The 24,989-nt window shown below is 41.8% G+C and carries 21 protein-coding genes, 1 pseudogene and 1 CRISPR repeat array; of the genes and pseudogenes, 7 read left to right on the top strand and 15 right to left on the bottom strand.

The features are described 5' to 3' along the window. Positions 1-55: 55 nt before the first annotated feature. Positions 56-226 (bottom strand): hypothetical protein, encoded by a 171-nt coding sequence (locus FIS9605_RS0124405; RefSeq protein ID WP_155960508.1) that lies wholly within the window; start codon positions 224-226, stop codon positions 56-58. A gap of 126 nt (positions 227-352) precedes the next feature. Between FIS9605_RS0124405 and FIS9605_RS0124400 the strand changes: the two genes are divergently transcribed. The 3 genes from FIS9605_RS0124400 (at position 353) to FIS9605_RS0124390 (ending at position 4,032) form a co-directional block, all read left to right on the top strand. Further along, entirely contained in the window at positions 353-1,276 is a 924-nt protein-coding gene (locus FIS9605_RS0124400) for a tetratricopeptide repeat protein (protein ID WP_026734937.1), read from the top strand. Between the two features lie 238 nt (positions 1,277-1,514). Continuing rightward, complete coding sequence (locus FIS9605_RS0124395; protein WP_026734936.1) at positions 1,515-3,653, top strand: TonB-dependent receptor plug domain-containing protein; 2,139 nt, start codon at positions 1,515-1,517, stop codon at positions 3,651-3,653. A gap of 85 nt (positions 3,654-3,738) precedes the next feature. After that, the gene (locus FIS9605_RS0124390; RefSeq protein WP_026734935.1) at positions 3,739-4,032 is read left to right on the top strand and encodes a hypothetical protein; all 294 of its coding nucleotides are present in this window, start codon (positions 3,739-3,741) and stop codon (positions 4,030-4,032) included. 186 nt (positions 4,033-4,218) lie between these two features. Here the strand turns inward: FIS9605_RS0124390 and truB are convergent, their stop codons facing one another. The 10 genes and pseudogenes from truB to ligA all read right to left on the bottom strand — a co-directional run bounded on the left by truB (position 4,219) and on the right by ligA (position 13,278). Then, on the bottom strand, positions 4,219-5,091 hold the full coding sequence (gene truB, locus FIS9605_RS0124385; protein WP_026734934.1) for a tRNA pseudouridine(55) synthase TruB: 873 nt from the start codon (positions 5,089-5,091) through the stop codon (positions 4,219-4,221). A gap of 110 nt (positions 5,092-5,201) precedes the next feature. Further along, positions 5,202-6,866 (bottom strand): alpha/beta hydrolase, encoded by a 1,665-nt coding sequence (locus FIS9605_RS0124380; RefSeq protein WP_026734933.1) that lies wholly within the window; start codon positions 6,864-6,866, stop codon positions 5,202-5,204. 325 nt (positions 6,867-7,191) lie between these two features. Then, positions 7,192-8,211, bottom strand: coding sequence for a DMT family transporter (locus tag FIS9605_RS0124375; RefSeq protein ID WP_026734932.1), 1,020 nt, complete (start codon positions 8,209-8,211; stop codon positions 7,192-7,194). Between the two features lie 3 nt (positions 8,212-8,214). Then, positions 8,215-8,481, bottom strand: coding sequence for a hypothetical protein (locus FIS9605_RS0124370; protein WP_155960507.1), 267 nt, complete (start codon positions 8,479-8,481; stop codon positions 8,215-8,217). 14 nt (positions 8,482-8,495) lie between these two features. After that, complete coding sequence (locus FIS9605_RS0124365; protein WP_026734930.1) at positions 8,496-9,671, bottom strand: GNAT family N-acetyltransferase; 1,176 nt, start codon at positions 9,669-9,671, stop codon at positions 8,496-8,498. Positions 9,672-9,882: 211 nt separating this feature from the next. Further along, complete coding sequence (locus FIS9605_RS38005; protein ID WP_231510448.1) at positions 9,883-10,302, bottom strand: hypothetical protein; 420 nt, start codon at positions 10,300-10,302, stop codon at positions 9,883-9,885. Continuing rightward, positions 10,303-10,377, bottom strand: a pseudogene (locus tag FIS9605_RS46175) (helix-turn-helix domain-containing protein); the annotation flags it as partial. 9 nt (positions 10,378-10,386) lie between these two features. Next, the gene (locus FIS9605_RS45445; protein WP_231510447.1) at positions 10,387-10,527 is read right to left on the bottom strand and encodes a hypothetical protein; all 141 of its coding nucleotides are present in this window, start codon (positions 10,525-10,527) and stop codon (positions 10,387-10,389) included. Between the two features lie 65 nt (positions 10,528-10,592). Beyond that, positions 10,593-11,063, bottom strand: coding sequence for a hypothetical protein (locus FIS9605_RS0124355; RefSeq protein ID WP_026734929.1), 471 nt, complete (start codon positions 11,061-11,063; stop codon positions 10,593-10,595). A gap of 166 nt (positions 11,064-11,229) precedes the next feature. Continuing rightward, positions 11,230-13,278 (bottom strand): NAD-dependent DNA ligase LigA, encoded by a 2,049-nt coding sequence (ligA, locus tag FIS9605_RS0124350; RefSeq protein ID WP_026734928.1) that lies wholly within the window; start codon positions 13,276-13,278, stop codon positions 11,230-11,232. Between the two features lie 356 nt (positions 13,279-13,634). Between ligA and FIS9605_RS0124345 the strand changes: the two genes are divergently transcribed. From FIS9605_RS0124345 to FIS9605_RS0124330, 4 genes are all read left to right on the top strand, one after another. After that, on the top strand, positions 13,635-14,630 hold the full coding sequence (locus tag FIS9605_RS0124345) for a glycerophosphodiester phosphodiesterase (RefSeq protein ID WP_026734927.1): 996 nt from the start codon (positions 13,635-13,637) through the stop codon (positions 14,628-14,630). Positions 14,631-14,800: 170 nt separating this feature from the next. Further along, positions 14,801-16,716: a CRISPR direct-repeat array (repeat unit 37 nt; unit sequence GTTTCAATCCCTAATAGGGATTAGATAAAGTTTCAAC). A 646-nt stretch (positions 16,717-17,362) separates the two neighbouring features. Continuing rightward, positions 17,363-18,397, top strand: coding sequence for a chlorophyll a/b binding light-harvesting protein (locus tag FIS9605_RS0124340; protein WP_026734926.1), 1,035 nt, complete (start codon positions 17,363-17,365; stop codon positions 18,395-18,397). A gap of 188 nt (positions 18,398-18,585) precedes the next feature. Beyond that, positions 18,586-19,545, top strand: coding sequence for a chlorophyll a/b binding light-harvesting protein (locus FIS9605_RS0124335; protein WP_026734925.1), 960 nt, complete (start codon positions 18,586-18,588; stop codon positions 19,543-19,545). Positions 19,546-19,636: 91 nt separating this feature from the next. Continuing rightward, positions 19,637-19,915, top strand: a complete 279-nt coding sequence (locus FIS9605_RS0124330) for a hypothetical protein (protein ID WP_026734924.1) — start codon at positions 19,637-19,639, stop codon at positions 19,913-19,915. On the opposite strand, the gene FIS9605_RS0124325 is transcribed toward FIS9605_RS0124330, so the two are convergent. The 4 genes from FIS9605_RS0124325 to FIS9605_RS0124310 form a co-directional block, all read right to left on the bottom strand. Then, positions 19,912-20,616, bottom strand: coding sequence for a class I SAM-dependent methyltransferase (locus FIS9605_RS0124325; RefSeq protein ID WP_026734923.1), 705 nt, complete (start codon positions 20,614-20,616; stop codon positions 19,912-19,914). The two genes, FIS9605_RS0124330 and FIS9605_RS0124325, sit on opposite strands and share 4 nt — an antisense overlap. Before the next feature lie 272 nt (positions 20,617-20,888). Continuing rightward, positions 20,889-22,004 (bottom strand): iron-containing redox enzyme family protein, encoded by a 1,116-nt coding sequence (locus FIS9605_RS0124320; RefSeq protein ID WP_026734922.1) that lies wholly within the window; start codon positions 22,002-22,004, stop codon positions 20,889-20,891. Between the two features lie 204 nt (positions 22,005-22,208). Then, positions 22,209-24,035 (bottom strand): peptidoglycan D,D-transpeptidase FtsI family protein, encoded by a 1,827-nt coding sequence (locus FIS9605_RS0124315; RefSeq protein WP_026734921.1) that lies wholly within the window; start codon positions 24,033-24,035, stop codon positions 22,209-22,211. An 87-nt stretch (positions 24,036-24,122) separates the two neighbouring features. After that, a complete protein-coding gene (locus tag FIS9605_RS0124310; protein ID WP_026734920.1) occupies positions 24,123-24,719 on the bottom strand; it encodes a hypothetical protein in 597 nt (198 codons plus the stop codon). Positions 24,720-24,989: the final 270 nt, after the last annotated feature.

Below are 24,989 nucleotides of genomic sequence, written 5' to 3'. Positions count from 1 at the left end.
TCCAAGGGCAGGGCTGTTTCATTCCACAAGGGCAAGGAGTTTGTCAATATCATGTTTAGAGAAATCTTTGGGCAGTTGTGATGGAAGTATGACCATTTCGGCGGAGTATATTAATGGCGATCGCTCTCAAGATGGAGAGATTAGCAGGGGCATTGCCCATACGTATTTTTAGAAGTACGGGTATATCATCGACTCGTTCGTTTGTGATTATGGGTTCAGTAGCCATAACACCGAACATATACCTACTTGCTTATTTTTGGGAATATGTCGTTTGGTATACTTCTGACTGCCCATTTTTCCTAAATCATTAAAAAATGGGCGAACCGGGAGTGTTGAGAGGATGAAAAATATTATGAATTGCTGCTATCAATTCATTCTCAATTTAATTACTGCTGTTGCACTTACCTGTTTTTTTCTCGCTTCACCTGCGTATTCATTACCCACTTCTATCATCCCAGTCACAGCAGACGACTTATTTAAATTGGGAGTACAGAATACACTATACGGTAACTATCAGGAAGCTATTAAATATTTCCAACAGGCAATAGAGGAGAAGAAGGATTTTGCCGCAGCTTACAGCAATCGCTGCCTTGCCTATATCAATATACAGGATTATCAAAATGCGATCGCCGACTGCACGCAAGCAATCAATTTTTTACCGAACAACGCTGAGGCTTTTCTAAACCGGGGAATTGCCCAGTATAGACTAGGATACTATGAAGCGGCGATCGCTGATGATGAAAAAGCGATCGCACTCAAACCAAATGATTTTCGAGCTTACTACAACCGAGGAATCGCAAACGCCTCTCTGGAAAAATACCAGCAGGCAATAGCAGACTACAATATTGCCTTGAGCCAAATTCCCGAAATATCTGGTTCTCTGCTTGCCGACATCTACAATGATCGAGGGTTAGCCCGTTTTGAATTGGCAGACCTGCAAGCTGCTATGCTCGACTTTAATATGGCGATTCGCCTGAATGCCAGCAACTACAGAGCTTACTTTAACCAAGGTTGTGCTTGTGCCAAAAGCAATAATTACCTAAGTGCAGTGCGTAATTTCACTGAAGTAATTCAACTTGATCCCAGCAATGGCAATGCTTATATTAACCGGGGGATAGCCTTCCATCGTCTTGGTTACGAACAAACTGCGATCGCAGACTTGCAAAAAGCCGCTGCTTACTTTGGACACAAAGGAGAGAAGCTGGCATACGAAAAGACACTATATTTAATCAAGACCGTGCAAAAACAAATACCACCAAAAGTTGTAATTGCCTAATTGAGTTCAAGGGTACTAGGGATTAGGGCATGGGGCATAAAAATTATGAATTATGAATTATGAATTATGAAATTTTTAGCATTCAGTATTCATCATTCATAATTTTCACCTATTCCCAATCCCCAATCCCCAATTCCCAATCCCCAACTAATGCAAAAGTATGACAGCTTGTCTTTTGACAGCTAATTGCAATAACCATAAAAATATCACTGAGTATTTCTACGTTCAGTGATAAAAAGTGAAAAAGTGTCTTTTTTTGCTGTCAGTTTTTGTACCGAGTTTACTGATAGCCTATCCTGTTTTAGCTGGTGAAACTGAAGATAATCAACAGCTTATCGATAAATCGCTCCACACAAGTTCAGAAATTCCCAGCTTAAGTGAAATAAAATTACCTGCCAATAATGCTGAATTATTAACTCAGCAATCTACATTAGTTGAAGTTAGCAAAATCATGATTGCTGAACCAGTAGCGCAGGCAGAAACAGAACCTTCTACTAACACCGAAGATGGGAATGTAGAGGCAGATATCGAGATAGAAGTAACAGGGGAAAAAGACACTTTACCCGAATCCACTCCTACTTATGTAATTGATCAAGAAGAAATTCAAAAACAAGGCGCTACAAGCGTAGCCGATGTTTTGAAAAGATTGCCAGGATTTGCCATCAATGATGTCGGTTATGGAGCAGATATTCACACAGGTACATATTATCGAGGATACTCAATAAATCAGTCAGTATTCCTCATTAATGGCAGACCGATTAATACTAATATCAACACCTATCATGGCGCAACTGACTTAAATAGCATTCCCGTAGAGTCGATTGAAAGAATAGAACTATCAAGTGGTGCAGCCACTACCTTGTATGGTTCCTCTGCCTTTGGGGGAATTGTTAATATTATTACCAAAGAAGGTAGCATCGTTCCTAAACTAGGTTTTACTGCGGAATTTGGTTCTTTGAATTTCAATAATCAACAAGCTAGCTATGGTGGTGCGCTTGGTTCTGTTCGGTATAACTTCAGCTTTGAAAGAAGCTTTATTGATAACCGTTATAAAGTACCTGAAGGTGCAGCCAATCGTAATGCTGATGGTTATTTAACCAACGCAGATACTGCTAGGAGTAGCTACTTCGGTAACTTGATATTTGATTTAGATGCCAGAAATACTCTTTCTTTAGACGCAACTAAACTTAGCAGTCGCCGGGGTTTAGTGTATTTTGGTTTTCCGCTCCAGAAAGACCGACTAGACCACGATGGACTTAATATTGGTTTATCTTGGAAAACCCTGCTAGGTAATGGCGAAGATTCGGTTCTCACAACAACACTAGGCTACAATCAGGATTATTTCAGCACTTATGGCCCTACAGTTTTTAGAGGTGCAGAATATAATCGTACAGGAGTTTTAGATACCCAACTACTAACAGCTAGGCTAGATCACGATTGGCGAATTACCGCAAATAATAGATTGCGGTGGGGCTTAGATTTGAAAAATACTAACTTGAATGGCGAGACTGATAGTACACGCCCTGATAGAATTGCCCTCAATGAGATAGAAAACAATAGTCTGTTGAATACCGCTTTATTTGTTGTCAATACTTGGAATATTACCAACAATCTTGAGCTAGATTTAGGACTGAGACAAAACTTTGATAGTCAGTTTGGGAACTATTTGAATCCTAGTGTCGGATTGCGTTATGCTGTGACTCCGAATTTGGCTGTGCGAGGAAGCTGGGCAGGAGGACAGCGTAATCCCGGATTAGATCAGTTGTATTTATATGATACGGTTCACGGTTGGTTGCCAAATCCAGATTTAGAACCAGAAACAGGTTCATCTTGGACTGCGGGAATAGATGTTAATTTTTCTGACAATTTGACAGGACAATTTACTTACTTTGGCAGTAGCTTAGATAATCGCCTAGGAATCATCCAAGGAAAATGGGAAAACATCGGGCTAGTCGACACGAACGGTTTTGAGGCGGCGCTGCGGTGGAGAATTGCTTCTGGTTGGTCTACCTTTATTAACTACACTTATACAGATGCCCAGATTAAAACGGGAATAGAAAAAGGCTTGCAGTTGGGTATGATTCCCTACTCAGTAGCCCAAGCTGGTATTGGTTATGAAAGTGCAGGATGGCAAGCTAATTTGTATGCTACTTATAATAGTGGCGCTCGCAGAGCTTTCTTTAATAACCCAGGAGATAAGACTACAGATTTTGTACCATCTTTCTTTAATTTAGATTTCAGTACTCGTGTACCTTTAACCAGAAATTTAGGAGTAACGCTTTACTTAGAAAATTTACTAGGTGAGCAATACGAGCGAGTGAATCGTACTTATAGCCCTGGGTTTACTTTTCGTATTGGTTTAACATCGAATTTGTAAAATAATTTGTTGTTGGTTGTTTGTTGTTTGTTGTTTGTAAAACCAACCAACAACCAACTATCAACTAACAACACTCTTAACTTTTATGAGAGCCAGGATTGAAAACAGCGTACTTTTCCTTCACCACGAAGACGTGCCAGAGTATAAAAAAGGCGGTTCTGTGGTGAGGAATAGTTATTTTTGGGCGCTGCGTTCAATTGCAGGTAAAGCTTCCAGATATAGTGACTGGGAATACGAACCAGAGGTATGGCTAGCGCTAGCACGGATGCTATTGTCGTTTGCTGAGTCTGGTTATTTGGGTTTTCGGGAAACTGTGCTAGAGTTTCCCGCATCTGGAGAAATTCCAGAGGTTCTGCGAGATGTTTCGACTTTTTTTTAAGAGTGTCATTAGTCATTAGTCATTTGTTGGTTGCTCACTACTAACTACTAACCAATGTACAGACGTGCCATGGCACGTCTCTACAACCACTAACCAATGTACAGACGTGCCATGGCACGTCTCTACAACCACTAACCACTAACCAAAGGACAACCCTGACAAGTAAACACGCAACTTAAAGGCACATTATATTAAAACGAGTGTAGGAATTAACACATCACCATTTGATTTTCCGATACCCAAAAAGCGCTCGTCTTCAGCGTAAACTCGTAAAATCTCCGCAGAAGAATTATCTTGCTCAGTAATTCGCTGACCTTGACACCATTTTTGAGCAGCTGTTGCTGATAAGCTAACAAATGGCAAATGCTGTAAAGCTGCATCGGGGGGAAGGGGTTGAAAAGTTCCAGCTTGCAGTTGTGCTTCTAAGTCAGCAAAAGTGAGGCTATCTGCTAAATTAAACCCACTACTAGCAGTGCGTTGCAAAGCGACGAGAGTACCACCAGTTTCTAAAACTGTACCCAAATCACGAGCGATCGCTCTTATATATGTTCCCGTACCACAGGCTATAAATACATCCACTTCGGGAAATTCCCCCTCTCGCCAATCTAAAATTTCCATCTTCAATACTTCTACCGTTCGCACAGGCGCTTCCACTGTTTCACCTTTACGTGCTAAATCGTATAGGCGCTTTCCTTGTACTTGAATGGCACTGTAACTCGGTGGAATTTGCTCTATTTTGCCCTCAAATTTTTGCAGCGCGGTTTTTACTGTTTCTAAAGTTAATCCTGTCACTGGCTGTTGCGTGATGATTTCCCCTTGCAAATCATCGGTTGTAGTACGTACACCCAAGCGAATTGTTGCTTTATATGCCTTTTCTCCAGGAAGATACTGTAAAAGACGAGTTGCTTTACCAAGTGCGATTGGTAACACTCCCGTAGCAGCTGGATCTAAAGTGCCAGCGTGTCCTACCCGCTTAAGGCGCAAAAGCTTTCGTGTCTTCGCTACGCAGTCGTGGGAAGTCCAGCCAAATGGTTTGTTGAGGTTGAGGAAACCAAACACAATAAATTATGAAACTAGATGTTGCTTGGTGGCTTTGTGCCTTGGTGGTGAAAAAATCTTTCTTAAACCACAAAGACACTAAGACACAAAGGTGAAAATAACATAAATAATCACTTTGCTGTGGCTCGTGCCAATTCGGTTGGAGTTAAAGACTGGATGAGACTCAAACCCATAGTCTGACTCGAAATAGATCTAGCATAGGCGGCGTTAAGGTAGGGAGAATATTTTGACATTTCGCCTACATAAGTTGCAAAGAAAGGCAAGCTCAAAGTATTTATATAACGACGCGCCAGGGTTGGATTATCCCCTACTAAATCCGAAGGTAATGCTACCTGGTTCTGTCTATTTTTAGTCTCACCAATGACAGAAAAGTGTGTCCCCCCAGCCATCAGAACAAGATACTTTTGTGAATTATTAATCCAGGAGAAAGGCTGAATTTGTTCGTATAAAGCTGGTGCGATCGTATCATCAGTGCCGGCGACAATCATGACTGGAGTTTTGATCTTGCTTAAGCCTGTTTCTCCAAAGATGCTACTAGTAATTGGGTTAACTGCTATTACAGCTTTGACTCGCTCATCCCGCAAGTTATAATCCTTGCCATACAAATCCACCGCGCGACACTGAAGTAACAAAGACATATTCCAGTTTTGTTTAAGCGCCTGTTGATTACAGTCTTTATTTAGTTGCTCAAAGTTAATTTTTGCACCAGCTAAGGCTAAAGCTGTGTAACCACCTAATGATTGACCAAATACTCCTACTTGTTGTAAATTTAGTCGGTTTTTGAGTCGTGAATCAGCCTCTAGCTGATTTAGTATGTATTTTATATCCAAAGGTCGGTTGTAAAATTCTTCCGGTTGTGCTATCTCACTAGCACTGCCATTTAATAGCGATCGCAATTGTTTACTATCGCTACCCGGATGGTTAGGAACGACGACAGCCAAACCGTAGGAAGCTAGATAATTGGCTAAGTATTGAAAGTTACTGCTGTCTGTACCTAATCCATGAGAAATCACGATTACAGGTACTTTAGTACGGGTGTTAGGCAGGTAAATATCAGTCAATAAAAGTCGTCCCCGTCCCGGTGCGCCGTCAAAATACTTCAACTGCATTTTTTTTGCTACAAATCTTCCTTGACGCCGTAAATCTGGCAATTGAGAAAGATTCAATGATGCTGGAATAGTAGCGGTTTCTTTTATTGACTTTTGGAAAACTGCTGCGACAGCACGGTTGGTTTCATTGACCATTTTTTGCAGTTCGGCTGCTATTCCTAAAGTACGTGTCAAATCAATGTGAATGCTGGAGTTGGGATATTTACGCACTAAATTCAATAGCGTTAAGCCTTCTGGCTCCTTTGCTGCTAGAATCAAAGCCGCTCGCAAAGCATGAAATCCTGCTTCTGGTTGGCGAGATTCAGTCCTAATCACTTCTGTCAAGCGCCGCAGCAAAAATTCTCCTTGCGGGGTATAGAGGAATTGTGAAACTGCTACCGGATCAACTTTAATCGGACTGAGTAGTGTCCGTCGCAACTCCTGAAGCTGTCCTGGTTTCAAAAATTGTGTGTAAACCGCCAATTCTTCATCAACTACACCGTTTTTGGCGAAGTTTTCTAAAGCTGTAACGGAAACAGAACGTTCTAAGGCTGAATAAGACGCATAGATACGCTGTGCTGTAAGGGCAGAATAGCTCAACCCAAATGTTGGTAGCACCGTTGAGAGAAGCAGCAACAACCAATTTTTTCTCAGGGTGCTAGCCCACTTACCAAACAAGCTGTTCATCGTTCAACTATACACAGTGATGTTGTTGAAAAGGCGTGTGCTGTGGTAGTTACTCCTACACCCTAGATTTGGTTCGTGTGATGCGCCTCAAATGTATTGTATTTTTTGGATTTTTTCTCTTGCCCAGAAATTCAAAATTGAATCTCAACAGGTTCTACCAGGTAAGATGAATTACTTATCTGGTTGCCAATCAATCAATTAGCTTGTGCTAACCATGACATCATAACAGATAAAAAAAACATGCGCTTCCGTATTTTTAAAACTAATATTAGAGTGCTATTAACTTGATTAAATCAGCAGTAAAATTACTTAAAAAATTATTTTTTTACGAGTGTTTACCTAAGGCGATCGCCACCGAACCAGTTGCAACTAAAATTGCCCCCAAAATTCCTATGAAATTGATTTTTTCTGGTGATATTAAGTTCGGTACTATTACTGATATAATTCCAACTGATAATAAAGTAACTATGGGAGTGGAAGCCAAGACTGCGCTGACTCGTGATGCCTCCCAGTGTTGTAGAGATTCAGCAAAAGCACCATAGGCAATTAAAGTATTTAAAGCACAAAAAATCAACATTCCAAAATGTAATAAATCAAGTGATAAAATTATTTTGGGATTAGCAACAAGCGAGAAAAATAAAGTACATCCTCCATAAATTATCAGCATGATATTGGCAGAAGATAAAGATTGCAACAACTGTTTTTGTGCTAAAGCGTAAACTGCCCATGTAGCTGCTGCTAGTACAATTAAACTGCTTCCCAGTAAATATTGATTGGATGCATTCAGGGTAATCCCTAGAGCATTAAATAAGGACAAATATTTTGCTAGTGTAGCCAGATGTATGCTAGACGAATTTGTATACTGGGAAATTTCTACGAAAGATTGAAAAAGTTGCTCGTGAAAAAATAAGATAAAACCAACAGTCAGAACACCTACGCCAAACCACTGACGCAGTGTATAATGCTCCCGAAAAATTACTAAACCTCCAAAACCCATGAGCAAAGGCGCTAGCTGGATGATTACTTGAGCATTCGAGGGTGAGGTTAATGCTAAACCCTGGAGGTAAAGAATGTAATTACTAGCTAAGAAAATTGTGGCGATCGCTAATAATTTCCAAGACGTAGAACGCAACTGTCTTAGTGTCGGTAATTTCCCTTGCGTGCCCAAATAAATTGCTAGCAAAACAAACGAAATCAAAAAACGAAACCAAGTGACAGTGTATACATCTACTTGACGTAATGTCACTGTTAAGGCAATCGGTAGAATTCCCCACAAGAAAACGGTCAATAGCGATAATGCTAACCCTAGACGCCAGCGATCGGAAGTTTGATGGATTTTAGTCATTGGTCAATGGTAGTTGTTGGTGGTTGGTAGTCCGAACAACAAACAACGGATTTGTTCTTTGTTGGTGGTGAGCCAGTGCGGTCTTGGGGAGGCAGTGTGTTGCGGGGGTACCAAGCGTTGTAGCACCTGCCGTGGTTTCCCCCATGTAGACGCGCGCAGCGCGGCTTCCCGCAGGGTACAACTGGCGTAGACGCCCATCAGGGCGGCTTCTCGTAGAGTACCCGGAGGGTTGGCTGGAACAATTACCAAACAACTAACAAAAATCAACAAACAACAAACAACATTTAGAAGAAATCCGGCATCCAAGGAGATGCACCTGTAAATATTTGCGTAGCTGCCCAGAGAGCTGCTTCTGTAGCATCCAATTTTCCTGCTAACTGTAATTGCTGAGGCGTAAATAAGCCTGTGTAGAGGGGTGCGAGTCCTTTGATATCTAGATGCAACTCGCCTTTGCCACCGCTTTTGACTTCACCACGTCCGTTAGCAACAGAAAGTATAAACCTACCATTATTTTCAGCTAACAGGTTATCTTGAATTTTGAGATGGAGTTCGGCTTGTATTTCTGGTGGATAACCCCGCTTTTCTAGCCCCTTGACTACATCTATAACGCGCAGCATCCAGCGCATTGTTGATTTGATCTTGGCAGTTTGTTCTGGCAGCAGTAAAGTCAGGGAATCAATAGTAGAGCTTCTCCACCGCACCTTGTCTATTTGCGATCGATGACTGGCTATAAAACTCCAGAAAGATTGTGCCGCAGCGGTTGTGAGAATTACCCAATCTTTGATTCTTAGAACAGAACTATCTTCTATGCGATGTTGGCTGAAGATGATATAACCTTCGGGTTGGTTTTTTGAACCAATCTGATAAATGTAGATAGCTTCTTTCTCATCTGGTTGGGTGATTCTTTCCCAGATCGCTTGATGTCGGTCTAGATGTCCATTATTAATTCTTGCTTGTTGCTGATAAAGTTTACTAAAGACTTCAAAAGTAAACGGAACACGCACAACAGGGAGTAGTTGTTCTCTGGTTTGGATAGTGTCACAAGGAATTTCCCAAGTGCAAAAGTTCCCTGCCTGTTCATATCCGGCTTTGCGGTACAGGCGTTGTGTGGCTGGAAAAAGAACGGAGATGGGTACACCCTTAGCATGGAGTTCCTTGAGGGTGTGTTGCATCATCGCGATCGCAGCTCCTGTACCACGATACTCTGGAGCTATGCCAACTGCGGCAATCCCCCCCATCGGTACAGGCTGACTACCCCACCACTGACTCATCGGGATAATTGCTAGTCCACCAGCTATTTGTCCTTTTTGATGAAGGATACGGAAATTTTCTACACCAATAGAGTTGATGTAGATTTCCTCGTCTCCGGGTGTACCAACAAAACACTGGTTGAGGATTTCCCCCAGTCGTTTTATATCTTCTGCATTGGCAAGCCTGCTGTATTCATATTCAGGTGTCATAGCACCTACCGCCTAGCATCAACAAACTACAAACATACTACAACAAGCGGTAACATCAGCACATCACCCCATAGGTTCACCCGAATGGAGGAAGCTAAATTTTTTTCGATTACCTAGAACGTCGGAGACAAGGGAGAGTTCTTGAGAGTGGGAGAGTGGGAGAGAAAAGAATTCTTCTTTCTCCCTATCCCTCCATCTCCCCATCCCCCCATCACCCCATCTCCCCAACTCCTCCTTTCTGCTGGCTTTGTAACTCTGCTATCAGTGTGCGGACAACCCAAGCAACTGCCTTAGCTGATTCTTTACCATCTAACCCATATTCATCTTTCATCACATTCCACATTTCTGCACTTGCCAGGTGTTGGATAACAGCACATATTGCTTTTGCTTGGGCTGCATCCAAGTGTTCAACAACTGGCTGTAGCGATCGCGCCACAGACTCTCGCCGTTTGATGCGTAGTCGCGATCGCACTGACTTGCCCAATTCTGATAACAGCAAAGCCTGCACTAGCATAGCCTGTTCATCAAACTTAGGGAAGACTTGTTCTACCATATCCGCAATATCAGCCGGAGAACTGGGGTAAGGAGGATCTCCCAATTGTTCGTCTACCCATAGTCCCAAAGCTTCCAACAGTGCATCTCTATTGGGAAAATAACGATAAATTGTGCGGGGAGATACCCCAGCACGTTGAGCTGCATCGGCGATCGCAAAATCCTAACCGTCAATAACTAATTGTTCTGCTAATGCCTTCAGGATCAGATTGCGCGTTTGGGAGGCTTGCTTTTTGCGAAGTTGGCTGTTGTAAGTGCGCTTTGGAGGAGCTGATTGTTCTTGATCATTTATGTCAGCTTTCATGAAATCAATTCTAAAATAAATTTCATCTTATTGTCGCATTTGTCTTCTCCTGAAGGCTTTTTGATTTACACGGGTGCTGCTGCTAATACCAATTTTTCCCAATTCTCAGGTGTGGAGAAAGCAACGTATCGCGCTGCCATTTCAGGGGTTAACAGTTCAAGCAAGATGCTGTTTTCAACCCATAGTTCCACCACTTGGAAAAATGGCCCGCGATCGCCTAGTTGAGCTTGCCAACCCTCACGGGCAGCAATTTGCTCAATCTGTTCTTGGTTTAAAGGTACAGAAATAGCGGCATGGGTAGCGCTAAATTTGGAGTCAGACCGATTGAACTGCAAATCTGGTAAATCTGGTCTACCTGGAACAAGTTCGCTACCAAGTGGGTAGACTTCAATGGCTGTACCATGAGCATCCCCTGCAAAAGCGATGTAGCTGTTGGGGTACATGGGAAAAGGATAGGCACGACCACCCCACAGTTCTGCTAAAACTTCGGCTACATGTTGGGGATTTTCAACAGCGATCGAGATGTGATGAAGCATAAGACTTTACCCTATTAATGCTTGACATTCATGTCATTTAAATTGACATGAATATTTAGTAGCTGTCAACAAATGTTGTGAAATTGATACAATCTCTGGCAGCTTTAACTAAAAAACAAAGCCCGCGAGGCGGGCTATACAGGAAGGTTGTAAAAAATATTTGGTATTACCCTTGCAAAATCTCCAATAACTGCGTCTCACTCAACTGCATAATTCCCAATGATTGCGCTTTCTCCAACTTAGAGCCTGCATCTTCTCCCACAACTAAATAGTCTGTTTTTTTACTTACAGATTCAGTAATTTTTCCACCAGCTTTTATAATTAATGCCTTTGCTTCATCCCGTTTCAAGGTTGGTAATGTACCAGTAATCACAAAGGTCTTACCCGCCAATTTTTGATTGCGATCGCTTACTACTGGCGTTTCCTCTGTAGAGGCAAGTTGCAACCCAGCTGCTTGCAAGCGTTCAATCAAAGCTTGATTGGCGCTAATGCGAAACCACTGGTACACAGACTCAGCAATTTCCGCACCGATACCGTAAATACCTTCAATGTCTGAAACTCGTGCTGCTGCCAACTGTTCGACGTTCTTAAACTTTTCTGTTAGCAATTGGGCATTGACACTACCAACGTGACGGATGCCCAAACCATACAATACCCTTGACCAAGGTTGATTTTTTGATTGGGCGATCGCATCCACTAATTTCTCAGCCGACTTTTTCCCCATGCGTTCCAATCCATACAACTTGTCGGCTGTCAAATCATATAAATCGGCAACAGAATGCACTAACTCTTTATCTACGAGTTGATGCACGAGTTTTTCGCCGATACCGCGAATATCTAAGGCATCACGGCTTACCCAATGTTCGATTGCCCCTTTGAGAATAGCCGGACAGGAAGCATTGACGCAGCGAGTCACCGCTTCACCCATTTCCCGCACTACGGGTTGACCGCATACCGGGCAGTGAGTGGGCATAACAAAAGGTTGTGTATCTGGGGGACGCAGTTCTTTGAGAACGCGCACAACTTCTGGGATAATTTCCCCAGCTTTGCGGACAATCACAGTATCGCCGATGCGGATATCTAATTGAGCAATGCGATCGGCGTTGTGTAAAGTAGCGCGGGAAACTGTAGTTCCTGCTAGTTGGACGGGGCGCATTTCTGCTAAGGGAGTCAGCGCCCCTGTTCGTCCCACATTCACCGCGATATTTTCTACACGAGTGGGTGCTTCTTCTGCCGCATACTTGAGGGCTACTGCCCAACGGGGAAACTTTTGCGTAAATCCCAGCTGTTCTTGCAGTTTAAAGGAATTTAGCTTCACCACTACCCCATCGGTCATATAGGGTAAATTCAGCCTTTCCGTATCCCAATGCTGATAATATTCAGCCACTTCCTGTAAAGAAGCACACAGACGCTTGTTGGGATTAACGCGAAAACTCAACTTCTGTAGTAATTCCAGGGCTTCCCACTGGGTATTGGCGATACTCGCATCGTCCATACCGGGAATGTGCAGCGTATAGGCAAAAAAATCTAGTCTCCTTCGCGCCACAATTCGAGAGTCTAGCTGTCTGAGTGTACCAGCCGCGGCGTTGCGAGGATTGGCAAATAACGACTCGCCCGCTTTTTGCCTTTCTTCATTCATTTGCTTAAACACATCTAGAGGTAAAAATGCCTCGCCTCGCACCTCCACCCTTTCTGCTAGAGACGTTGCATGCAACGTCTCTACATTCAAACGCAAGGGGATTGAACGAATTGTTCTCACATTTTGGGTGATGTCTTCACCTATCACGCCATCACCCCTAGTAGCACCTCGGGTGAGAACACCATTTTCATAAGTCAAAGCTAAAGCATTTCCATCAATTTTTAATTCGCAGACATACTCTACTTCTGTTTGTGGGGATAGTTGTCGCCGCCAGCGCTGATCCCAAGCCTGCAATTCGTCTATGTTAAACGCATTTTCTAAACTATACAGTGGGATATTGTGGCGCACCGAAGTAAACTGTGTTGCAGGCTTTTCACCCACCCGCTGAGTAGGGCTATCCGGTGTTACCAATTCTGGATACTGGGTTTCCAAGTCTTGCAATTCTCGATACAGCTGATCGTAAACAGCATCTTCCATAATTGGAGAATCGAGGACGTAATAAGCATAACTAGCCTGTTGTAGTAATTGTCGCAGTTCCAGAACTCGCTGTTTTACTTCCGATTTTATCGGTTCCACCAAATGTATCTCCTTTTTCGCCCAAAGAATAGACTTATTGCAGAAGTCGGGAAAAGGGCAAGAGTTCAAGGAATTATTTTTTCCTTTCCCCTTTACCCTTTCGCCCTTTCCCCTTCCTGACTCCCTAGTTCCAGCTATATAGCTTAATCAAATTTAACGAACTCAATCCTCTACTTCAGAAAATATTTTTTAGATATTTTTAACCAAAGATATAGACACCTGTCATGGCGGCTTCCCGCAGTGTATACAGATAAATTGTCTGTTGATTTTTCAGCTTTAGTATCGTAGAGAGTACTTAAAGAAAAATATCTCTTTAAGCTTTGCCTTTTGCCCTTTACCATTTTCCTTAATTTTTAATGCTTACAATTTTGACGCAAAAACCCCCAATTATAATTGCACACAGAGGCGCAAGTGGCTATCGACCAGAACATACATTAGCTGCTTATGAATTAGCCATTGATATGGAGGCTGATTTTATTGAACCAGACTTAGTTATCACAAAAGATGGTATTTTAATTGCTCGCCACGAAAACGAAATTTCTGCAACAACAGACGTTGCTATTCGCCCAGAGTTTGCTAATCGTAAAACTATCAAAGTAGTTGATGGAGAGGCAAAAAATGGCTGGTTTACCGAAGATTTTACTCTAGCAGAAATTAAGACTTTGCGAGCTAAAGAACGAATTCCTCAACTGCGCCCTCAAAATACAGCCTATGATGGACTCTGGGAAATTCCAACTTTGCAGGAAGTTATCGATTTAGTCAAGCACAAAAGTGTAGAAACGGGACGCACTATTGGTATTTATCCGGAAACAAAGCACCCAACTTATTTTCAATCTATTGGATTACCATTAGAAGAAACTCTAGTTGTAAATTTGCAAGCGAATGGTTACGAGGGAAGTAATGCACCTATTTTTATCCAGTGTTTTGAAGTTAGTAATTTGCAAGAATTGTCTATAAAAACTGATTTACCTCTAGTGCAACTGCTCAATGTCAGCGGCAAACCTTATGATTTTGTGGTAAGTGGTGATGAGCGTACTTATGTGGATTTAGCAACTGCGGAAGGGTTAAGGGAAATTTCTAGATATGCTCAAGCGATCGGTATTCATAAAAACCTGCTTTTACCTAAAGATAGTGAGGGTAAATTGCTGTCGCCGACATCTTTAATCAGCAATGCTCATAAGGCTAATTTATTGGTTCATGTTTGGACTTTACGAAATGAAGATTTCTTTTTGCCACCGGACTTGCAAGGAAACCCTCAAGGGGAGTATGAATTGTTTTTTAATTTAGGAATTGATGGTGTATTTAGCGATAATCCTGATACGGCTATTTCTGTACGTGTAAACAAAAAGTAGCTGTAGTAATTATGTACACTACTACCCTTATATGGTGGAATGGCACTTACTTAAGCGATCGCTACATGCGAGAAAATAGGCTAAAAAAGTCTGCAAGTCTGTACTAAACAAAGATTATGAGACTTGCAGATGCAATTAAAAACAACAATTATTGGCTTCTTCGTCCCGAAGTTTCAATCCCTAATAGGGATTAGATAAAGTTTCAACAAGTGCTACTAAAGCACTTAATAAAGAGAGCGACGGTTTCAATCCCTAATAGGGATTAGATAAAGTTTCAACCTCGTATGTTCAGCACTTTAGAGAAATAAATCATTCGTTTCAATCCCTAATAGGGATTAGATAAAGTTTCAACTACCCCAGAAGCCGAGGAAGAAGCCTTTCTTTCCTCGGTTTCAATCCCTAATAGGGATTAGATAAAGTTTCAACTTTTTCTACCCCGTTCCCGATACCCCGATAAAAGCCGCTGTTTCAATCCCTAATAGGGATTAGATAAAGTTTCAACCATTGCTGTAGTCTGCAGACAGACTACAGACCTATTGTTTCAATCCCTAATAGGGATTAGATAAAGTTTCAACTTAGAACCGCTTATCCAGGCATGGCATTTGGAAGTTTCAATCCCTAATAGGGATTAGATAAAGTTTCAACTTGCCTCGCTTGCCAACAAAAATACTATTGATTTTGCGCTGTGTTTCAATCCCTAATAGGGATTAGATAAAGTTTCAACAACTATCAGATCCTCAATGCGGCCAGTCATCAGGGTTTCAATCCCTAATAGGGATTAGATAAAGTTTCAACTCTGATGATTGAGAGAGCTTTTTAAAAGTTGATGTTTCAATCCCTAATAGGGATTAGATAAAGTTTCAACTTTGAGGAGGTAGGCTTCTTCCTAGAAGTATATGTTTCAATCCCTAATAGGGATTAGATAAAGTTTCAACACTGAATGAAATTCTCCTTCATCTCGAAGGAGAAATGTTTCAATCCCTAATAGGGATTAGATAAAGTTTCAACGCTCTACCTCTAAGGGGGATACCATACTCTCTTAAGCTGGTTTCAATCCCTAATAGGGATTAGATAAAGTTTCAACCTGCTTTCGCTACCCTAATGGCTTTTTGTTCCTGGTTTCAATCCCTAATAGGGATTAGATAAAGTTTCAACCCCAATATAATGTGAGGGGTCGTATAGGTTAGTGCGTTTCAATCCCTAATAGGGATTAGATAAAGTTTCAACCGGATTGAAGGCATCTTTGCCGTATTCCTTTCTCACGTTTCAATCCCTAATAGGGATTAGATAAAGTTTCAACGATACCAATATATCTATCGGGAGGCATCCTCAGGAGTTTCAATCCCTAATAGGGATTAGATAAAGTTTCAACCTAATGGTCTGAAGGTCTCGGTAGTCTCTGGGCTGTTTCAATCCCTAATAGGGATTAGATAAAGTTTCAACTCCTGGATGGTGGTTAAAGTGGCTTGTACGGAATGTTTCAATCCCTAATAGGGATTAGATAAAGTTTCAACAATTGATGGAGATTTTGCAGATCATGGATTTTATGTTTCAATCCCTAATAGGGATTAGATAAAGTTTCAACTTCTTAAAGGCACTCAGGAAGGCAGCGAGCGACTCGTTTCAATCCCTAATAGGGATTAGATAAAGTTTCAACGTATCCTACGAGTTCTACCATCAAGGTACTGAATGGTTTCAATCCCTAATAGGGATTAGATAAAGTTTCAACTTCCTTTTCTCCGCTGTTATGCTTTTCGCTTGCAGTTTCAATCCCTAATAGGGATTAGATAAAGTTTCAACCCTGAAACGAACGATTACGGGATTTTCCGATGGGTGTTTCAATCCCTAATAGGGATTAGATAAAGTTTCAACAACCTCGTTGGGGGAATGATTCGGGAATTAGGGGTTTCAATCCCTAATAGGGATTAGATAAAGTTTCAACTACGCTGGAACGGGGCAAGATTTTTCTTTTTCGCTGTTTCAATCCCTAATAGGGATTAGATAAAGTTTCAACACTTCCGATTTAATTTGGTGAATGCAGGTACATTTGTTTCAATCCCTAATAGGGATTAGATAAAGTTTCAACTGCGGTAGCCCGAAAGCCAATCTGTATTCTGTTTTCAAGGTTCATTAGCGCGGATGGTTTAATCATAGCACTAAAAATTGGGATCGCATAGAGTGAAAATGGCTAAAACTCTGTCTAGGCAAGGTGCGCGGATGGGTGAAGTAGTGCTATTGCTCTCAATTCTTATACCAAAAACAATTCAGCCATTTTTGCCTTAACCTCTTTTCCAACACCTACCCATCTGCGCATTTGGCTTTGCAAGCATTTCATTAGTGATACATACAAATTTACCATCAGGCTGAATCGCAAGTACTGCAAGTGCGATCGCACGCCAAGTTGCCTAGAAAATATTACGTTTTGTAAATATGCTTGCTTATTAGTACTAATTCTCAATAAACTTGATTTTAAATTACAGAGTATTGCTTATCAGATTCAACAGACTCAGGGTGCAACTTCATCTATGAATATTCGTTTATAGGTTATTTATGGTTTCCTAAAACCGAAAAATAGCCATAGGCGAGTCTTTCCTCTGACAGTGTTTCTTAGCAACATCCAAGTAAAGAGCTTGCTTGTAGATCTTGTTTACAAGTTTACAAGCAAGTATTTTTTGCAAAAACTGAAGCAATCTCTTGATTATAAATAGCAATAAGGAGTAAACAGCTAGGCAATGCAAACCTACGGTAATTCCAACATCAAATATGATTGGTGGGCTGGTAACGCCCGCTTCGCTAACCTTTCTGGCTTATTTATTGGTGCTCATGTGGCGCAAGCAGCGCTGACAGCTTTGTGGGCAGGGGCTTTTACTTGGTTTGAAATTTCTCGATATAACCCCAACATACCAATGGGAGAGCAGGGGCTAATTTTGTTACCCCACTTAGCCACTTTGGGTATTGGTGTGGGAGCAGGCGGTCAGATCATTGATACTTATCCCTATTTTGTGATTGGGGCGTTACATCTAATTTCGTCTGCTGTTTTGGGTGCAGGTGCCTTGTTCCATACCTTCAAAGGGCCTGAGAACTTGAAAAACGCAACTGGACGCGCCCGTAAATTTCACTTTGAATGGGATGACCCAAAGAAACTCAGCTTTATCTTAGGACACCACCTAATTTTCTTGGGTGCTGCGGCTTTGCTTTTAGTGGCAAAAGCTATGTTCTGGGATGGACTATACGACGCCACGATTCATGATGTCCGGGTAGTGACCGATCCCACCCTTAACCCATTTGTCATTTTTGGCTATCAAACTCACTTTGCGACTGTTGACAACTTAGAAGATTTAGTCGGTGGTCACATTTATGTAGGCTTACTCCTAATTGTCGGTGGTGTGTGGCACATTCTCACAGAGCCTTTCTCTTGGGCAAAGAAACTGCTCATCTTTTCCGGCGAAGCAATTCTTTCTTATTCTTTGGGTGGTATTGCCTTAGCTGGATTTGTTGCGGCTTACTTTTGTGCAGTTAACACTCTAGCCTATCCTGTGGAATTTTATGGAGCTCCTTTAGAACTCAAGTTTGGTGTTTGTCCCTATTTTGCCGACACCGTACAGTTACCTTATGGAAATCATACTGCCAGAGCATGGTTAGCAAACGCCCATTTCTTCCTAGCTTTCTTCTTCTTACAAGGTCATCTCTGGCACGCACTGCGGGCAATAGGCTTTAACTTCAAACGAGTTGAACAGGCATTAAATGCCGTTGAAACTATTTCTTAAGACTGGGGACTAGGGATTAGGGATTGGGGACTAGAGACTGGGGACTAGGTAGCAGATGAGAAGAATCTTCTTCCAATATCCAGTAACTAATCCCCAGCTTTCCCCAATACCCAATACCCAGTACCCAATCCCCGATCCCCAGTACCTTTTCATCATTCAAAATTCCATATTCTAAAAGGTATTCAACTGTGACAATTTCTACTGAAAAAACATTCGCAGCAAGAACAAATTTACCTTGGTTAATTGGTAATGCCCGTTTAATTGATTTGTCAGGTCAACTACTAGGTGCTCACATTGCTCATGCAGGTTTGATAATGTTTTGGGCAGGAGCAACTACCATATCAGAGGTGACACGCTTTGTCCCTGATATACCAATGTATGAGCAGAAATTGACTGTGTTACCCCACTTAGCAACTTTGGGGTGGGGTGTAGGGGTTGGGGGTGAAGTAGTCGATACTTATCCTTATTTTGTCATTGGAATTTTGCATTTAATAGCATCTGCTGTTTTGGGTGCTGGTGGGCTTTTCCATGTTTTTCGCGCTCCAGCAATTTTACATAATGGCGGAGGATTAGTTGCTAAATTTCACTATGAATGGAATGACCCAAAAAAGCTTGGTATTATCTTGGGTCATCACCTAATTCTTTTAGGCTTTGGTGCATTTCTACTCGTGCTAAAAGCAATGTTTTTTGGCGGAATTTATGATACTCACATCCAAGATGTGCGTTTAATTAGCAACCCAACGCTTAACCCAGCGACAATCTTTGGATATTTGGTAGGACTAAAAGACGGTGATTGGAATATTTTGGGTATGGCAAGTGTTGACAACCTAGAAGATGTTATCGGTGGTCACATTTGGATTGGGTTAATACTAATTTTAGGTGGTGTGTGGCATATACTTGTGCAGCCTTTTGTATGGGCTAGACGAATTTTGCCGATTGAAAACGGTGAGGGCATTCTAGCCTATAGCTTACTTGGTTTAGCTTTAATGGCTTTTATTTCTGCAATTTTTGTAGAGCATAACACGACAGTTTTCCCAAAAGAATTTTACGGCGATAAGCGTCTTGGTTCGGTATTTATCCAGTTCTTGTTAGGTGTATTGGCGCTTGCGGGTTATTCATGGCATTCTTGGCGTTCTCGTCAAGCTTAAGCTGAGTTCACTTTCCCCATAATGTTTTATGCCTGCGGTTTACAGCAGTTAGCTGCGGGCAATTTTTTGGAAATTTTTTGAAGGATAAATCATGCTGGGTAATGTTTTTTGTGGCTTCTGTGCTTGGGCGATCGCTCTTTTAGGTTTTTGCAGTATTGTGATTTCCATGAGAAAAGGAATCAATCACTTGAAAAAACTGCATCAAATACCTTGTTCTGGTTGTGAATATTTCACCAATGACTATCGCCTAAAATGCACGGTACATCCAATTAAGGCTTGTACAGAAGAAGCTATCAGCTGTCGTGATTTTGAAGCAAAAACTTATGCTTGTAATGCTTGTAATCTTCATTTGCGAAAATTGAAAGTCTAATTTACTAGGCTTGTCATTACTTGTGCTAGCTCATTAGATAAATCAACCACAGATTCTTCTTGACGCTTTTTGAATAAAACACCAGCTAGAAAGTAATAATCATCTGAAGAAAACGCGATTTTGTGTTTGCGTAATTCTTCTATGTGTTTTTTGACTTTTGCTTCAGAGCTATAATAGCCGAACCGCAAAGGTAAAACTAAAAAACTATTCACACAATAACCATGAGCTTTGGCATATTCAATTGTACTTTTAGGATTGGAAAAGCTAGATATTAAAAGTACAACATTTTCATAACCTAATGACAAAAGCTCATTAGTAACTGTAGCTCCGTCTATACCTCCAAATAAAAGTGGCATGTAAATATCCCGATCTGGTGCAGGGATATAGGGTGGATTGGCTACAAGATACTCACCTTCTATTTGGGAAGATTCAAATAGACATGAATTATGAATAATGTATTTATGGCTAAGATTATATTCGTCAATCGTTGAATTGGCAGCTTTCCAAGCAGAGGTATTGAGTTCAAATCCATGAATCACACCATCAAATCGATTTCTCAGTAGAGAATTAATAACCGGACTACCATCTCCCGACCCGAATTCAACAATACACTCAGATTTTTTACAATTCCTCAAAGCAAAGTTTTCCAAGCAATTTGAGTAGAAATTAGATTCTTCTGGGCAAAAAAATATGTCTTTCATTGGAATATGCAAGTAGTTACAATAACTTAGGTGTAGGTAGGGCTTATACCTAGCCCTGTCAAGGTAGGTAAAAAACGAACCCAAATCTTAGTAGAGAAGACTATTTTCCTCTTTGTGTCTTAGTGTCTTGGTGTTTCAATCATTCTTTTTCACCACAAAGACACAAAGACACCAAGAAAAATTTCAGTGCAAAATTTTCCTTTAGCAGGCAATGTTTGACTAAAGGAATAGGAATGATTTAGAAATGTGACATTAAGATTGTTGGAAAATTCTTACGCACATACAGTGCTTTGTTCTGCTTCACGTATCGCTTCGACAACAGCTTTGGCAGCGCGATCGCCCATTAGTTTCTCTTGATCGTACCCCAGCACCAGTTCCCACGCATCCTCGGGATACATTTGGGCTAAAGGCAATGCTACATCATCCAACATCCAACGACCGTGACGTTCATCTTCTCGGATATGTAATTCCCAATAACCCATTGCCGCATCAGATAATCCCAGTCGTTGCGCTACCGTTAGATAATTTCTGTAAGCCGCAGGCCCCGCCACTTCAAAATACGTCAATCCACCGCAGTAACGCAGGAAATGACGCTTGCACTCAGTCATCAAAAAGTTATGATTGGCACAAGCCAAAACTTCCCAAGGTACTAAATCAAAATATCCTTCTGGTTCGGTGTTCATGCCAAACTCGTCAAGCATTTGGGCAAAAAATGTAGAATGCTTGCGAGAGAAGCGACCGTTACCGTATTCTTCTAGCAATACACGCACGAGGGTACATTGCACTTCATTAGCAGCGCCACCGAGAATGCGGGAAAGGCGACTACCTTCGACTAAGCCATCAAATGAGCCAATCGCCAGCAAATGACGATAGCCAGCCTCGCTCATTTGTTCGCGGATGTAGCGGCTTTCGTCTGAAAGTGGCGGATCTAAATCATACGCACAGCGTTCAATCAGGGCTTGCTTGACATCCAATTGTTGCAATGCTGCGACATTAATTTGTGCCAGTTCCCATTCTTGCCAAGCCGCCTCAATTAGGTCACGCACCTTATACAGATAGAGCGATCGCTCGTTAGTATAATGCCGCAAATCATCATACCAAAACAGATTCAGGCGATTAATTCGATAAAGTACGCGCTGGAGAAAGCGATGGGCTGCGCGATCGCCAGAACCGTTCTGATAAGCAACGTCAATTGCTATAGAGAGAGTGCGTTCAAACTCACTCTTGAGTGCGGGTTCTTGATCTAGTTTTTTATCTAAATTATCTATTACGAGCAGTTCTATAAATTGTTGCTCGGCCAAATGATAATTAGTAGCTTTGTTTACTCTTATTTGCTTGACGCCTTCCGCAGTAAGAGCGAAAGGTGATGTCGATAACTTGCTCTGCATGGAATCTTTGGTTACTTTGCACTCGATGTAAACGAGTTCTACTTCTTATACTTAGATTCCCATTTAGTAGCTTTCTCTACTTCTCTCTATAGTTATAAAGAAAAATTAAGCAGTAGTTCAAATATTCTACCCAAAGGGGCAGGAGAGATGGGGAGATGGGGAGATGGGGAGAATAACCACTAACCACTAACCACTAACCACTAACTATTGATTAATTGGCTGGCTGGGCGGAATCTGTTCAATTGTAATCAATGTTTCCATCACTGCTTTCACAATTGGTGCGGCGACGGTACCACCAAAAGCATTCTCACCTTGTGGTTCATCCACCAATGCCAACACTACATAGCGGGGTGCTTCTACAGGCAATATACCTACAAAGCTGGTGATTTTTGCACCGCTCATGTAACCTCCGGAACTACTAGCTTTTTGAGCTGTACCAGTTTTGCCAGCGATGCGATAACCTGGAATTTTTGATGCTTTGCCGCTACCGTCTGCGACTACAGTTTCCATCATTTCTACTACTCGTTGAGTGGTTGCAGACGAAAAAATTTGTCGTGGTGCTGGTCTTGTAGGCGTATAGTGTATCTGATCTTTACTATCTACCAAACCCTTGACTACATAGGGTGTGACTAATTTACCACCATTGGCTAAGGCTCCCTCCATTTGTGCCAGCTGCAAGGGTGTGAGCGAGAAACCTTGACCAAAGGAGGTAGTTGCTGGTTCGATTGGTGTGGCAATAAATTTATCTTGACTTTTAAGTTGACTGCTGACAACAAAGGGTAGATCGGTAGCCACTGATTGTCCAAGTCCCAACCGCTCCAACCAACTATAGTAGACAGAAGGCTGCAATCGTTGCATGATTTGTACCATGCCAATGTTGCTGGAGTGTTGGAGAATCTGGGCGATGTTAATCCGTCCGTAACTTTTGTTTTCAGAATTTTTGATTGTGCGATCGCCTACTTGAATATAACCGGGGTCATTAAAAACATCGTCAGGTTTGATGATGCCATTTTCAAGGGCGATCGCTACGTTCAGAGGTTTAAATGTAGAACCTGGTTCATAGAGATCCGCCACAGTCCAGTTTTTGAACAGCGAGATATCAGCTTTGGAGTATTCATTGGGATTATAAGTAGGCAAACAAACCAGTGATAGTAGGGAACCATCCCACGCATCCATCACAATTACCGCACCGCGTTTGGCACGGTATTTATCCATCTGTTCCTTGAGTACTGTACGAGCAGTTCGTTGCAAGCGACTATCAATAGTTAGTTGCAGTTGCAAATTATCAGAATGCGGAAAACCATCTGGAGCATGATCTGGCATCAGCATACCATTACCAGACTTACTCAGCCGTACAGTTTGCATTGGACGTTCTAGCAACTTCTCCTGACTATATTCCACACCTGCCTGACCTCGACGGTCAACATTGACATAGCCTACTACTTCCGCCACCAAATCTTGTTGTGGATAAAATCGGGAGTATTTGGGGATCAACTCTAAACCATTGAGGCGCAATGAAATAATCTGATCGGCTATTTCTTCAGGCATTGCCGAGGCAAGCAAAATACCACTTTTTTTACTTTCAAACTTGTTCGCTAACTCAGCAGCTTCTTTATCTACTATGGGGGCAAGCTGTTTTGCCATTTGTTGGTTAGATTTGCCAAACAGCTTCGGATGGGCGTAGACAGTATACACTGGTCGATCAATCGCCAATACATCCCCATTACGAGCTATCATTTTGCGACGAGGCACAAAAGGTCGTAAATTCACCATCTGCTGATTGCGTGCTCTCTGCGTCAGCTTTGGCCCGCGTATAATTTGCAAATTGTATAAATTGAAAGCCAGCCCCATCCCAGCCGCAATTAACACACCCCAAGCTAGAAAGAGTCGGGTTTTAATGTTGGGTGTTTGCGGTTGCATATTAGAGGTAAACGAAGGAAAAAACCCTCGTATTGTTTTCCGACGCTGTCGCTTGGGGAATTCTGCTTTCGGAGAATTTCTGAATTTTCTTCTACCTGGAGACTTTTGCATAAAAATTGTCCTTTGTCATTAGTCATTGTCGAAGAACTAATGACTAATGACCAATGACTAATGACTAATGACTAATGACTAATGATTTTAATATCCAACAGGTGTCAGACTTTGCTGTTGTATTTGGGAGTTTGATTCTGGATCTGAGGTAGATGGTGTAGAGTTAGAATTTTTCGGTGCTGGGGGCAAGAAAATTGTATCAGCAGGAGATGGAGATACCAATCCTGCTGCTGGTTTTTGTGCTTCTTGTGCCATTTTGTTCTTTAGCACTTCGTTAGTTGTTGTCAACTGTCGCTCGTTACGCTGTAAGTTTTGCAGCTTGCGGTATCCTTTACCCCAAAGTTGTTGAGAATATACCGTCCAACCATAAACTATGAGTGTGGCTGTTACCAACAAAAACGTCACAATCGCAGAATGACGATGTAAGGCATACAAACGCAATAACCATAAAGGAGTCGTTGCTTGTTTGTTTAAATCTGGGACAGGTGCAGAAGGTGCAGAATCTGATACCCTTTGCGGCGATCGCCTTTGTCTTCTAGAGGAAACTGGTGTAGGCGAGTCTTTCTCAGTGGCAGTTTCCATCGACTGGAATCGCCTTCCTCTGCGAGTATTTCTCGAAAACAGAGCATCTTGGCGGAACCAACTGCGCTTTGCAGAAACATCTGATTTGCGAGCAACAACCATAACTTTTTTGGAATGAAAATATAGTGTTTTATAGGGACTGGGGATTAGGGACTGGTGACTGGGGACTAGGAAATAAGAAGAATCTTCTCCCTATACCCAGTACCCAATCCCCAATCACCAATACCCAGTACCCAGTACCCAATTTAAGCATTCACATCGCATCCAAGTATGGCAATGCGAAACTCCAAGGGCAAGAGCTTGCTTAATAAGCATGTTTTTTGGTATAATAACTCTCCTGATTATAAATTTTGGCAATTTTAATTGTGAAAA

It is taken from the genome of Fischerella sp. PCC 9605 (genome assembly GCF_000517105.1).
Classification (GTDB): Bacteria; Cyanobacteriota; Cyanobacteriia; order Cyanobacteriales; family Nostocaceae; genus PCC9605.
The sequence above is the reverse complement of the archived record's forward strand: the minus strand, read 5'-3'. Positions and strand labels throughout refer to the sequence as shown.